The organism is Kitasatospora sp. NPDC051170, assembly GCF_044455705.1.
Classification (GTDB): Bacteria; Actinomycetota; Actinomycetes; order Streptomycetales; family Streptomycetaceae; genus Kitasatospora.
In genome coordinates, this window is the sequence record NZ_JBITFA010000020.1 from 1 (window position 1) to 12,570 (window position 12,570).

General features: G+C 72.5%; 12 protein-coding genes and 1 pseudogene. 4 read left to right on the forward strand and 9 right to left on the reverse strand.

Annotated features, from left to right (window positions below; all coding sequences use genetic code 11):
* Positions 1-115 precede the first annotated feature (115 nt).
* The 3 genes and pseudogenes from ACIBCA_RS32480 to ACIBCA_RS32490 all read right to left on the reverse strand — a co-directional run bounded on the left by ACIBCA_RS32480 (position 116) and on the right by ACIBCA_RS32490 (position 2,010).
* Positions 116-907, reverse strand: coding sequence for a DUF3710 domain-containing protein (locus ACIBCA_RS32480; RefSeq protein WP_396286655.1), 792 nt, complete (start codon positions 905-907; stop codon positions 116-118).
* A gap of 2 nt (positions 908-909) precedes the next feature.
* Positions 910-1,444: pseudogene (gene dut, locus ACIBCA_RS32485) on the reverse strand (dUTP diphosphatase).
* Positions 1,441-2,010 carry a PaaI family thioesterase gene (locus ACIBCA_RS32490; RefSeq protein WP_396286751.1) on the reverse strand — a complete coding sequence of 190 codons (570 nt, stop codon included), beginning with the start codon at positions 2,008-2,010 and terminating at the stop codon, positions 1,441-1,443. Before ACIBCA_RS32490 ends, dut begins: the two are co-directional and overlap by 4 nt.
* Positions 2,011-2,134: 124 nt before the next feature.
* Here ACIBCA_RS32490 and ACIBCA_RS32495 point away from each other — a divergent pair, with 124 nt between their 5' ends.
* Positions 2,135-2,584 (forward strand): DUF3093 domain-containing protein, encoded by a 450-nt coding sequence (locus ACIBCA_RS32495; protein WP_396286656.1) that lies wholly within the window; start codon positions 2,135-2,137, stop codon positions 2,582-2,584.
* A 253-nt stretch (positions 2,585-2,837) separates the two neighbouring features.
* On the opposite strand, the gene ACIBCA_RS32500 is transcribed toward ACIBCA_RS32495, so the two are convergent.
* The 4 genes from ACIBCA_RS32500 to ACIBCA_RS32515 form a co-directional block, all read right to left on the reverse strand.
* Complete coding sequence (locus ACIBCA_RS32500; RefSeq protein WP_030057692.1) at positions 2,838-3,137, reverse strand: DUF4193 domain-containing protein; 300 nt, start codon at positions 3,135-3,137, stop codon at positions 2,838-2,840.
* Between the two features lie 471 nt (positions 3,138-3,608).
* Positions 3,609-4,592: an acyl-ACP desaturase gene (locus tag ACIBCA_RS32505; protein ID WP_396286657.1), complete on the reverse strand. Its 984-nt coding sequence runs from the start codon at positions 4,590-4,592 to the stop codon at positions 3,609-3,611.
* 291 nt (positions 4,593-4,883) lie between these two features.
* A complete protein-coding gene (locus ACIBCA_RS32510) occupies positions 4,884-6,197 on the reverse strand; it encodes a sensor histidine kinase (RefSeq protein ID WP_396286658.1) in 1,314 nt (437 codons plus the stop codon).
* A 120-nt stretch (positions 6,198-6,317) separates the two neighbouring features.
* Complete coding sequence (locus ACIBCA_RS32515) at positions 6,318-6,971, reverse strand: response regulator transcription factor (RefSeq protein WP_030285473.1); 654 nt, start codon at positions 6,969-6,971, stop codon at positions 6,318-6,320.
* A 454-nt stretch (positions 6,972-7,425) separates the two neighbouring features.
* Here ACIBCA_RS32515 and ACIBCA_RS32520 point away from each other — a divergent pair, with 454 nt between their 5' ends.
* Entirely contained in the window at positions 7,426-7,611 is a 186-nt protein-coding gene (locus ACIBCA_RS32520; protein ID WP_224282990.1) for a hypothetical protein, read from the forward strand.
* Positions 7,612-7,746: 135 nt separating this feature from the next.
* On the opposite strand, the gene ACIBCA_RS32525 is transcribed toward ACIBCA_RS32520, so the two are convergent.
* Together ACIBCA_RS32525 and ACIBCA_RS32530 are read right to left on the reverse strand one after the other, a co-directional pair.
* Positions 7,747-8,574 carry an inositol monophosphatase family protein gene (locus ACIBCA_RS32525; RefSeq protein ID WP_396286659.1) on the reverse strand — a complete coding sequence of 276 codons (828 nt, stop codon included), beginning with the start codon at positions 8,572-8,574 and terminating at the stop codon, positions 7,747-7,749.
* Positions 8,567-9,760, reverse strand: a complete 1,194-nt coding sequence (locus tag ACIBCA_RS32530; RefSeq protein ID WP_396286660.1) for a ferrochelatase — start codon at positions 9,758-9,760, stop codon at positions 8,567-8,569. The genes ACIBCA_RS32525 and ACIBCA_RS32530 overlap by 8 nt, the downstream gene beginning before the upstream one ends.
* A 133-nt stretch (positions 9,761-9,893) precedes the next feature.
* Here ACIBCA_RS32530 and ACIBCA_RS32535 point away from each other — a divergent pair, with 133 nt between their 5' ends.
* Together ACIBCA_RS32535 and ACIBCA_RS32540 are read left to right on the forward strand one after the other, a co-directional pair.
* Positions 9,894-11,153, forward strand: coding sequence for an MFS transporter (locus tag ACIBCA_RS32535; protein WP_396286661.1), 1,260 nt, complete (start codon positions 9,894-9,896; stop codon positions 11,151-11,153).
* A gap of 90 nt (positions 11,154-11,243) precedes the next feature.
* The gene (locus ACIBCA_RS32540; RefSeq protein WP_396286662.1) at positions 11,244-12,566 is read left to right on the forward strand and encodes a D-arabinono-1,4-lactone oxidase; all 1,323 of its coding nucleotides are present in this window, start codon (positions 11,244-11,246) and stop codon (positions 12,564-12,566) included.
* Positions 12,567-12,570 lie beyond the last annotated feature (4 nt).

The following is a 12,570-nucleotide window of genomic DNA, read 5'->3' on the forward strand; positions in this document are numbered from 1 at the left end:
GTTGCCCCGGTCTCCCGCGGCGACTCCGGAACTGTACGGGGACGGGCCCGCCACATGCAAATCGCCCCCGCCCGGGCATCCGGACGGGGGCGATCGGCGAACGACCGGGGAACGGTCAGTGGACCTCGGTGATCTCCGGGCCGCGCGCGAACGGGTCGAGCGAGCCGTAGCGGTTCTCGCCGGAGGCGGCGGCCGCCCCGCCACCGTCCGCGACCATCTGCGCGTCCTCGGGGAGCTTCAGCACGATCGGGTCGCGCGGAGCCATCGGGCTGTCACCACGGACGACGACCGTCTGACGGAAGACCTGCTCCAGGATGCCGGCCATCTCGGGCTGCACGGCGGCCTGGCCCGAGATCACGCCGCGCAGGAACCAGCGCGGGCCGTCGCAGCCGACGAAGCGCACCAGCTGCACGCCCTGGGTGCCGTCCGGCAGCTGCACCGGGACCTGGGCACGGAGGTGCCAGCCGAGCTCGCCCTCCTCCTCCTCGATGAGGCCGCCCTGCGAGGTGATGCCGTTGGCGATCTCCTCGCGGACCTCGCCCCAGATGCCCTCCGACTTCGGGGCCGCGAAAGCCTGGAGCTGGATGGCGCTGTTGCCGAGCACGAGGGTGGCGGCGACGATCGCGTCACCGGCGACCTCGACGCGAAGCTCCATGCCCTCGACCCCGGGGACCAGCAGACCCCCGAGGTCCACCCGCCCCTCCTCGGGGTTCTCCAGCTCGGAGTGGTCCCACGGACCGTCCGGCCGCGGGGCCGGCGGGAGGCCGACCTTGTCGGCCGGGTCCAGCTCGGTTTCGTTCTCGCTCTCGGCGGAACCTTCGACGTCATCGGCCGTCTCGTCGGCGCTGATGGCGTCGTCGGCGAGCTGCTCGACAGCGTCCTCGCTCTTCTGGCGACGACGGAACACGGTCACTGTCCTTCCCGGTCCAAGACCGATGCGAATACCTGCTCGGCTTCCTGCGAGGCCGCGGGAATGCTAGACCGCGGCGTGGCCGCCGGTCGACCCGAACCCGCCCTCGGCGCGTGCCGACCCAGGCAGCTCCTCCACCTCGTGGAAGCGGGCCTTCTCGACCTGCTGGATCACCAGCTGGGCGATTCGGTCCCCTCGGCGGAAGCTGACCCCCTCGCGCGGGTCCAGATTGACGACGATCACCTTGATCTCTCCACGGTACCCGGCATCGACCGTCCCCGGGGCGTTCACGAGGGCAACTCCGCAACGAGCTGCGAGCCCGGAGCGCGGGTGCACGAAGGCCGCGTAGCCGTCCGGGAGGGCGATCGCGACGCCGGTCGGCAGCACGGCCCGCTCGCCGGGGGCGAGTTCGGCGTCGACGGTGGTGCGCAGGTCGGCACCCGCGTCTCCGGGCTGCGCGTACGCGGGCAGCGGCAGCTCGGGGTCGAGTCGCCTGATCAGGACGTCCAGCGGCTCTCGGGGGCTGGTACTCACGGGTTCACCTCAAAGGCTCGTGCGCGCTTCATCAGATCCGGGTCGTCGAGGACCTTCTCGATGTCCTCGGGACGACCGTGCGTGGTGAAGTGTTCCAGCTTCACCTGGATGAAGAGCGCCGCCGCCCGCACCGCGACCGGGCCGTCGATCCGCGCCTCGGCGGCGCTGTAGACCTTGCGGCCGTGCACGCCGGTGACCCAGGCGCGCAGGTGCAGCGGGGTGTCGACGGGCACGGGGCTGAGGAAGTCGGTCTCCAGGCGGCCGGTCACGGCGGGGACGTGCAGCAGCCAGTTGAGGGTGCCGAGGGTCTCGTCCATCGCCGTGGTGAGCACGCCGCCGTGGGCGAGCCCGGGGCCGCCCTGGTGGACGTCCCGGACGGTGAACACGGCGCTGACGTCGAGACCTTCACCGGCGACGGCGTCGATCCGCAGGCCGCCGGGGTGCTGCGGGCCGCAGCCGAAGCAGTGCTCGTAGTGCGAGCCCAGTCGCGTGCCGGGGGCGGGCGCCTCGGGGTGGCGCTCCGGCAGCACGGCGTCCTGCGGCGGGGTGGTCGGGGTCATGGACATCGGCGTGGTGGGGGTTCTCGTACCGGTCACGAGGCCCCACCCTACCCAGCCCTACCCGGCGGTAGCAGGGCCTCCGGCGGGGGTTGGGTCCGGGGCGGGGCGTCAGGGCGCCCACAATGGAGGCATGTACGACGAACGCCTCACGGTGCCGCGCTCCTGGTGGCTGCTCCCGGTCGCTGTCGGTCTCACGCTGGCGCTGATCCTCATCCGGGTCAGCGGACCGGCCGCGCTGATCGGACTGGTGGTCGGCGTGGCCGCCGGCGCGGTCGCGATCAGCAGTTACGGCTCGGCCCGGATCCGGGTGGTGCAGGGCTCCCTGGTCGCCGGCCAGGCCCGGATCCCGGTGGACGCCCTGGGCGCCGCGCACGCGCTGAGCCCGTCCGAGGCCGCGGCCTGGCGCGGGCCCAAGGCCGATCCGCGCGCCTTCATGCTGCTGCGCAGCTACGTCCCGACCGCGCTGCGGATCGAGGTGACCGACCCGGCCGACCCGACGCCGTACCTCTACCTGTCGACGCGCTCGCCGATGAAACTGGCGCAGGCCCTCGACGAGGCCCGCCGGGGCGCCCGCGCCTAGCGACGCGGGCACACCGGAGGAACAGGCCGGCCGGAGAGGCCGGAAAAACGGAGAGGGACGGTTCCGCCGCTGCGGGACCGTCCCCATGACTTTGTGCCGGTCGGCGCGTCACCGCCCGACTCCGTCCCTACCGGCGCCGCCCCTGGGGGGCGGCCTCCGGTCCTGCCGTCCGGCCCCGCTGCCCGGGGCCGGAAGGGGCGCTGTGCCGGCGCCGCGGGAACCCGCGGGCACCGGGCCCTGACGACCGCGGTGCTCAGGCGCCGCAGTCCCGGCAGATCGGGTTGCCGTTCTTCTCGCTGTACAGCTGGCTCCGGTGGTGCACCAGGAAGCAGCTCATGCAGGTGAACTCGTCGGCCTGCTTCGGCAGCACCCGTACGGCGAGTTCCTCGTTGGACAGATCGGCGCCGGGAAGCTCCATGCCCTCGGCCGCGTCGAACTCGTCGACGTCGACCGAGCCGCCTCCCTTGTCGTTCCTCCGGGCCTTGAGCTCCTCGATGCTGTCCTCGTTGAGCTCGTCGTCGGTCTTGCGTGGGGTGTCGTAGTCCGTTGCCATAGTTCGCTCTCCCCCTCCGGGTTGGTGCGGTGTGCGGTATCTCCAGCGCACGTAACGCATGGGGGGTCGGTCTTGTGCCCGACCCGAGGGCGAGATTTTGCCTTACTTCAAGCCCCGTTACTCAATCGACACTCAGCCGGGGGTCCGTTGGGGTGATCCATCGGGGCTCGACGGGCCTCACGCTGGGCCATCGCCGACGCGCTTCCGGACCGGTTTTCCGATCACGCACAGTAGTCGGCGCCCGCCCGGACATCTGCTGATTCCTATGCCCACCTGGGGTGCCGACCAATCCTCCGGACCGATGGAGTGGCGAATTCCAGTCACGGACGGCGATCGGCACCACCGAGGGCATGATCACGCTCCGGGGTCGCCCACAGCCATGGAGCGACACGGTGTGACCTTGGTCACGTTCAGAATCTTCCTGGTCAAATTATGGAAAATCCACCCAGTCCGACTGCCCGTGTGACCTGACTAACCCGCGTTGCGACGGGCCTCGCGGCGGGCCAGCAGAGCCGCCTGCCGCTCCTCGAACTTGGTCGCCTGGGCGTCCAGGCCGTCCAGGAAGGCCCCCAGGCGGTCCTGGGCCAGCAGACCCTCGGCGCTCAGCCCGGTGGTCTCCATGACCCTCAGATGGCGCAGTACGGGCTGCAGCACGTCGTCGTGGTGGATGCGCAGGTTGTACACCCCGCCGATGGCGATCTGCGCGGCGGCGCGCTCGAAGCCGGGGATGCCGTGGCCGGGCATCCGGAAGTCCGTGACCACGTCGGCGATGGCACGCATGGCCTCGTCGGGGGCGATCTCCATGGCGGCCTTGAGCAGGTTCCGGTAGAAGACCATGTGCAGGTTCTCGTCGTTGGCGATCTTCGCCAGCAGCTGGTCGGCCAGCGGGTCGCCCGCGTACTTGCCGGTGTTGCGGTGCGAGATGCGGGTGGCGAGCTCCTGGAAGGCCACGTAGGCGACGGAGTGCAGCATGCTGTGCGCGTTGTCGGACTCGAAGCCCTCCGACATGTGGCTCATCCGGGCCCGCTCCAGCTCGACCGGGTCGACGGCCCGGGTGGCGAGCAGGTAGTCGCGGATGGCTATCCCGTGGCGACCCTCCTCGGCCGTCCAGCGGTGCACCCAGGTGCCCCAGGCGCCCTCGCGGCCGAACATCGTGGCGATCTCGTGGTGGTAGCTCGGCAGGTTGTCCTCGGTCAGCAGGTTGACCACCAGCGACACCCGGCCCAGCGGGGTCACCTGGGACTGCCCCAGGGACCACGCCTCCCCGCCCAGCACGCCGTCGAAGTCGCGGCCCTGGCCCCAGGGCACGTACTCGTGCGGCATCCACTCCTTGGCGATGGCCAGGTGGCGGTTGAGCTCCTTCTCCACGACCTCTTCGAGGGCCAGGATCAGCCGCGCGTCGGTCCAGCCGCTCGATCCGAGCGAGGGGCTGCTCTGAACAGGGGCGATGGTCACGGTCTTGCTCCTGGGGACGGGCACGCACGGGACGGGCGCGATCGGTGGGCACACGTCGTACGGACCGGCCGGACGCATCCGGCGGGACGCACTTACGGTTGCGTAGGTTACGACACCGTAAGTTGCCCGGGCAGGAAAAGACAAGCCGCCCCCGCCTGGCCTTATGTCGTCTTGACGGGCCTCGCGGGGGCGGCTGGAAACGGTCGCGCGCGGAGCAGCGCGCGGGGCTGCGGCTTTACGGGTTCAGCGCTTCGCGCCTTCACGGTCTGGGTACATCACGGCACTGGTGTCTCACGGCTTCGGGATGCGCACCCGCATGGTGAGCCCGCCCCCGGCGCGCGGGGTGGCCTCGATGCTGCCGCCGTGGGCGCGCACCACCGAGCGGACGATGGACAGGCCCAGGCCCACGCCCTTGTCGCTGCGGGTGCGGTCGGCGCCCTTGACCCGGCGGAAGGGCTCGAAGATGTGCTCCAGCTCGTACCCGGGCACCACCGGGCCGGTGTTCGAGACCACCAGTTCCCCTCCCCCGGGCACCTCGGCGGTGACGAGCTCCACCCAGCCGCCGGGGGTGTTGTACCGGACGGCGTTCTGCAGCAGGTTGAGGGCGAGCCGCTCCAGCAGCACGCCGTTGCCGGCGACCACCGCCGGGTCGAGGTCGGTGCGCAGCTCCACCTCGCGCTTGTCGGCCTCGGAGCGGGTCTGCTCGACCGCCCGGGCGGCGACCTCGGACAGTTCCACCGGGCGCCGGTCGTTCAGCTCGTTCTCGCTGCGGGCGAGCAGCAGCAGGCCCTCGACGAGCTGTTCGCTGCGCTCGTTGGTGGCCAGCAGGGTCTTGCCGAGCTGCTGGAGGTCGGGCGAGGAGGCCGGGTCGGAGAGCTGGACCTCCAGCAGGGTGCGGTTGATCGCGAGCGGGGTGCGCAGCTCGTGGGAGGCATTGGCGACGAAGCGGCGCTGGGAGTCGAAGGAGCGGTCCAGCCGGTCGAGCATCTCGTCGAAGGTGTCGGCGAGCTCCTTGAGCTCGTCGTCGGGGCCGTCCAGCTCGATGCGCCGGTGCAGGTCGGAGGAGGCCACGTCGCGGGCGGTGCGGGTGATCCGGCCGAGCGGGCGCAGCACCCGGCCGGCCATCGCGTAGCCGGCGGCGAAGGCGATCACGGCGAGGCAGACCAGGACGGTGAGCAGCTTGCGCAGCAGGGTGTTGAGGGCCTGGTCGGCCTGGACGGACTTGTACTCGTTGAGCCACTGGTCCAGGGCGGCCTGGTTGGTGAAGGTCAGGCCGTCCGGCGTCCGCACCGAGATCCCCGCGCCGCTGGGGATCATCAGGCGCGGTTGGCCGACCTCCTGGAGGGACTGCTGGACGAAGAAGTACATGACCAGCAGCAGGACCACGCCGGCCATCAGGAACATCCCGCCGTAGAGCAGGGTCAGGCGCATCCGGATGGTCGGGCGGAAGGGCAGCCAGGCGAGCAGGCCGTCACCGGGGACGTACGACTCCTGCTGGTTGAGCCGGGGCGGGCGCGGGGGGTGGGTGGGCCGGGGCGGGACCACGGCGCGCGGTCCTCCGGCGGGCGCGCCGGAGGACCCGCCGACCGGGGGCGGGGTGGTCATGACGGTCCTCTCGGGGCGTCCGCCGGACGGGGCGGGCGCGGGATGCGGCGGGGAATCCTCGGGGTGGGTGGTTCCGGCCGGACGGTCGGGTGACGGGTGGCGGGTATCGGGTGGCGGGTGTCAGATGCGGTAGCCGGAGCCCGGCACGGTGACGATCACCGGCGGGTCGCCGAGCTTGCGGCGCAGCGTCATCACGGTGACGCGCACGACGTTGGTGAACGGGTCGGTGTGCTCGTCCCACGCCTTCTCGAGGAGCTGCTCGGCGGAGACGACGGCGCCGCCGGCCCGCATCAGCACCTCCAGGACGGCGAACTCCTTGGGGGCGAGCTGGACGGTGCGCCCCTCGCGGATGACCTCGCGGCGACCGGGGTCGAGCGAGATCCCGGCGCGCTCCAGGACGGGCGGCAGCGGGATGGTGGCGCGGCGGCCCAACGCCCGGACTCGGGCGACGAGTTCGCTGAAGGCGAACGGCTTCGGAAGGTAGTCGTCCGCTCCGATCTCCAGGCCCTCGACCCGGTCGCTGATGTCGCCGGAGGCGGTCAGCATGATGACCCGGGTGGCGAGGCCCTGCTCGACCACCTTGCGGCACACGTCGTCGCCGTGGACCAGCGGGAGGTCGCGGTCGAGGACGACCACGTCGTAGTCGTTGACCGCGATGCGCTGGAGCGCGGCCTCCCCGTCGTACACCACGTCGACGGCCATCGCCTCGCGGCGCAGGCCGGTGGCGACGGCCTCGGCGAGCAACTGCTCGTCCTCGACGACGAGAACCCGCACGGTCGTTGTCCCTTCTCCAGGCCGGCCCCGGAAGCGGACGCGCGGCTCCGACGGTGCCTCCATCCTGCCTGGTCCTGCGGTAAAGCAGCGATAAGCTGCCTCGCAGGCACGGGGCGTGCGCCCCGATCGGTGACCGTTCGTGTCGGCACCGCTCCGTTTGGACTGTGACCCCGGCAACTTTCTCCGGCTTTCTTCAGCCGGAAGGTTTCCCGGCGCCGGGGGCGGGGAGGAGAGCTGCACACCCGCGATCTGGCCGTGAGCCGATCGCACCCTCCCGCCGTGCGTTCATCCGCGCCGGCCCTGGGGCTGGGACATCACCGGGAGCGGCCGAGGGGCCGTCTCCGCGCCCGACCGGTAGAGCCTTCACCTGTCGGCCCGGGCGTTTGCACCGGCTGGACCACCTCGGGGCGGAGAACGTACGACCGTGCACGTCCGACACAGTAAGGGGGCCCGTATGGACGCCTTCAAGGCCGGAATCCTGCAGCGCATCGCCAACGCCGAGCAGGACCTGCACCGCGCGATCGAAGCCGGGGACGAGTTCCTCGCCGAGGTGGAGCAGTCCGAGCTGGACGACCTCCGTCGCCTCGCCGCCGACCACGGCATCGACACGGTGCTGGAGCGCCACCGCACCGCCGCCTGATCCGCCTGCCGACCCGACCCCGCCGCACCCTCGGCACCAGCGGCCCTACGGGGGCCGTGCGAAACCTTCAAGCCCTGGCATCCCCCGTATGCCAGGGCTCTTCGCATGTTCGCGTGTTCGCGTTCGGGTGGGGCCTCAGTCCTCCCAGGCGCGCAGGGCCGCGAGGCGTTCCTGGAGGGGCTCGTAGACGCCCGGGGCGGCGGCCACGGTCAGGTGGCCGTCCGGGCCGTGGCCGGGGCGGCCGCCGACCAGGGCGCCGGCCTCGGTGGCGATCAGGCAGCCGGCGGAGCGGTCCCAGGGGGCGAGGCCGCGCTCGTAGTAGCCGTCCAGCCGCCCGGCGGCGACGTCGCACAGGTCCACGGCTGCGGCGCCGCCGCGGCGCACGTCCCGCACCTCGGGCATCAGGGCGAGGAGCACCTCGGCCTGGCGCACCCGCACCGGCTGGACGTAGTTGAAGCCGGTGCCGATCAGCGCCTGTCCCCAGGGCGGGGCCTGGCGGGCGGTGACCGGCCGGCCGTCGAGCCGGGCGCCGCGGCCGAGGACCGCGTGGAACAGCTCCCCGCGGGCCGGGGCGTACACCACGCCGACGACCGTCCGGCCGTCCAGCTCGGCGGCCACGCTGACCGCCCAGGACGGCAGCCCGTACAGGTAGTTGACCGTGCCGTCGAGCGGGTCGACGACCCAGCGCACCCCGCTGGTGCCGGGGCGCTCGGAGCCCTCCTCACCGAGGTAGCCGTCCCCGGGGCGGCGCTCGGTGATCAGCTCCAGGACGAGCTTCTCGGAGGCGAGGTCCATCTCGGTGACCACGTCCACGGGGCTGCTCTTGGTGCCGGCCACGCCGAGGTCGGCGGGGCGGCCGTCGCGCAGCAGGGCGCCGGCCTGCCGGGCCGCGTCCAGGGCGACGGCCAGCAGGTCGTCCAGGAGCCCGTCCTCGGGCAGCTCGGGCAGGGCGTGCTCAGACATGGCTCTCCTCGGCGTTCTGCTCGGCGGTGCCCTTCTCGGCGGTGCCCTGCTCGGCGGCCGCAGGGCGCGGGGCCTGCGGGTTGGGGCAGCAGCGGGCGGCGCACAGGTCGTGGCTGGGGCCCAGGGCGCCCAGGGCGCAGCGGGTCACGGCCTCGCCGCGCTCGACGGCGGCCCGCTCCAGGACGAGGTCGCGCACGGCGGCGGTGAAGCGCGGGTCGGCACCGACGGTGGCGGCGCGGGCCACCGGCAGGCCGAGCTCGGAGGCCTTGGCGAGGGCCTCGGTGTCGAGGTCGTACTTGACCTCCATGTGGTCGGAGACGAAGCCGATCGGGACCATCACCACGGCGGGCGCGCCGTCCGCGTGCTCGGCCTCCAGGTGGTCGCAGATGTCGGGCTCCAGCCACGGGATGTGCGGGGCGCCGCTGCGGCTCTGGTAGACCAGCTCCCACGGCCGCCCGGCCACGCCGGTGTGCTCGGCGACGGCGGCCGCGATCAGCCGGGCCACGTCCAGGTGCTGGGCGACGTACGCGCCGCCGGGCGTGCCCCGGGCCGGGTCGTCCGGGGCGCCGGAGGTCTCGGCCATCGCGGTGGGGATGGAGTGGGTGGTGAACGCCAGCCGGGCGCCGCGGCGCACCTCGGAGGGCAGCTCGTCCAGGGCGGCCAGGGTGGCCTCGATCATCGGCTCGACGAAGCCGGGGTGGTTGTGGAAGTGCCGCAGCTTGTCCACGCTCAGGGCCGGCAGGCCCTCCCCGGCGAGCACGGCCAGCGCGTCGGCCAGGTTCTCCCGGTACTGGCGGCAGCCCGAGTACCCGGCGTAGGCGCTGGTGGCGAGGACGGCGATGCGGCGGTGGCCGTCCTTCGCCATCTCCCGCAGGGTGTCCACCAGGTAGGGCGCCCAGTTGCGGTTGCCCCAGTACACCGGCAGGTCGAGGCCGTGCGCGGCGAAGTCCTTCCGCAGGGCAGCGAGCAGCTCGCGGTTCTGCCCGTTGATCGGACTGACCCCGCCGAACAGGAAGTAGTGGCGGCCGACCTCCTTGAGCCGTTCCCTGGGGATGCCCCGGCCCCGGGTGACGTTCTCCAGGAACGGGACGACGTCCTCGGGGGCCTCGGGCCCGCCGAAGGAGAGCAGCAGCAGGGCGTCGTAGGGAGCGGCCCCGGACGGTGAGGGTTTGCGCGCGTCGGACATGGCACCGATCCTGCCACTGAGGGGCCGTGCGCCGGTGCCAGGGCTGCTCCGGTGCCCGGAAAATTCGGTTTGCCAACGTACGTAATCTGTCTATGCCAGCCTTGTTCCTTACCCTCGCGTCCGGAGCTCCCCCGTGCTCTCCACCTACCGCCGGATATTCGCCGCCCCCGGCACCCTGGCCTTCTCGACCACCGGCTTCGTCTCCCGCATCCCGATCTCGATGTCCGGCATCGGCATCATCACGATGCTCTCCCAGCTCAGGGGCGCGTACGGCGTCGCCGGCCTGGTCTCCGCGACCATGGCCGTCTCCGCCGCCGTCCTCGGCCCCCAGGTCTCCCGCCTGGTCGACCGGCACGGGCAGCGCCGGATCATCGTCCCCGCCATGGCGATGACCATCACCTCGGTCGTCGGCCTGCTGCTCTGCGCCCGGCTGAACGCCCCGGACTGGACGCTGTTCGTCTTCGCCGCCGGCATGGGCGTCATGCCCAGCACCGGCGCCATGGTCCGCGCCCGCTGGGCCCACCTCTACCGCGACGACCCGGAGAAGCTGCACACCGCGTACTCCTTCGAGGCCGTGGTCGACGAGATCTGCTTCATCGTGGGCCCGATCCTCTCCATCGGCCTGGCCACCTCCGTCTTCCCCGAGGCCGGCGTGATGCTCGCGGCGGTCTTCCTCGCCGTCGGCGTGCTGCTCTTCGCCGGGCAGCGCTCCACCGAGCCGCCCGTACACCCCGCCGCCAGGCACGAGGGCCACTCGGTCATCCTCAACCGCGGCCTCCAGGTGCTGATCCTGACCTTCGTCGCGACCGGCGCGATCTTCGGCTCCGTCGAGGTCGTCACCGTCGCCTTCGCCGACGCCCAGGGCCACAAGCCGGTCGCCAGCGTGGTCCTCGCCCTGTGGGCGCTCGGCTCCTGCCTGGCCGGCGTGGTCTACGGCGGCCTCAAGCTCACCGGCTCCCTGGCCACCCGCTTCTTCCTCGGTGTGGTGTTCATGGCCATCAGCATGATCCCGCTGGTGGTGGTCGCCCACTCCGTCGACGGCGTCGTCGGCCTGGCCGCCGTCGGCGGGGCCCTGCTGATCGCGGGCATCGCGATCTCCCCCACCCTGATCTCCGCCATGGCCCTGGTCGAGCGGCTCGTCCCCGCCTCCCAGTTGACCGAGGGCATGACCTGGACCACCACCGGGCTCGCCCTCGGCGTCGCCGTCGGCTCCTCCGCCGGCGGCTGGGTGGTGGACGCTTCCGGCGCCCCCGCGGGCTACTGGGTGCCCTTCGGCGCGGGCCTGCTCGGCGTGGTCGCCGCCCTCGTGGGCCTCGGCCGCCTGCACGGCGGACTCGCCGCCGACGGCGAGAACGCGACCACCCCCGGACAACCCGTAGACGCCGACCGGTGATCTGACTAATCTCGCCCTACCCGTGAGCCCCTACTCATGGGTAGGGCGGACTGCGCCGCCCCCACCCCCGCCGGACATCGGAGGCCGCGCATGCCCCAGGTCGGTACCGCGAACCCCACCCGCTGGACCAACTGGGCCGGAAACCAGAGCGCCCTGCCGACCCGGACGGCCACCCCCGGCACCCCCGAGGAACTCGCCAAGGAGATCCTGCGGGCCGCTGACCAGGGCCGCACCGTCAAGGCCGCCGGCTCCGGGCACTCCTTCACCTCCATCGCCTCCCCCGGCGAGGGCCTGCTGCTGCGCCCCCACGCGCTCACCGCCGTCCGCGGACTCGACCGCGAGGCGGGCACCGTCACCGTCGAGTCGGGCCTGCCCCTGCACCGCCTCAACCGCCTCCTCGCCGCCGAGGGCCTCTCCCTCACCAACATGGGCGACATCGAGGTCCAGACCGTCGCCGGCGCCACCAGCACCGGCACCCACGGCACCGGGCGTGACTCCGGCTCCCTCGCCGCCCAGATCCGCGCCCTGGAGATCGTCCTCGCCGACGGCAGCGTCCACCGGTGCTCCCCCACCGAGAACCCCCGGCTCTTCGAGGGCGCCCGCCTCGGCCTCGGCGCCCTCGGCGTGATCACCGCGCTCACCTTCGCCGTCGAACCGGCCTTCCTGCTCACCGCGCACGAGCAGCCCATGTCCTTCGACGAGGTGCTCGATCGCCTCGACGACCTCACCGCCGTCAACGAGCACTTCGAGTTCTACTGGTTCCCCCACACCGACCGCTGCTCGACCAAGCGCAACAACCGCAGCCAGGGCCCGGCCGCCCCGCTGCCCCGGTTCAAGGAGTGGCTGGAGGACGACTTCCTCTCCAACACCGTCTGGGAGGGCGCCTGCCGCGTCGGCCGCCGCTTCCCCCGCTCCGTCCCCGCCATCGCCTCGCTGGCCAGCCGCGCCTGGTCCGAGCGCAGCTTCACCGACACCGCGTACAAGGTGTTCACCAGCCCGCGCAAGGTGCGCTTCGTGGAGATGGAGTACGCCGTCCCCCGCGAGGCCCTCACCGAGGTGCTGCGCGAGCTCAAGGCGCTCGTCGAGCGCTCCGACTGGAGGATCAGCTTCCCCGTCGAGGTCCGCTTCGCCCCCGCCGACGACCTGTGGCTCTCCACCGCCTCCGGCCGCGACAGCGCCTACATCGCCGTCCACCTCTACCGGGGCACCGCCGACCAGGGCTACTTCACCGGCGTCGAGCAGCTGATGGCCGCCCACCGGGGCCGCCCCCACTGGGGCAAGCTGCACACCCGCGACGCCGCCTACCTCGCCGGGGTCTACCCGCACTTCGCCGACTTCACCGCCCTGCGCGACGAGGTCGACCCCCGGCGCGTCTTCGGCAACGACTACCTGCGCCGCGTCCTCGGCGACTGAGGCG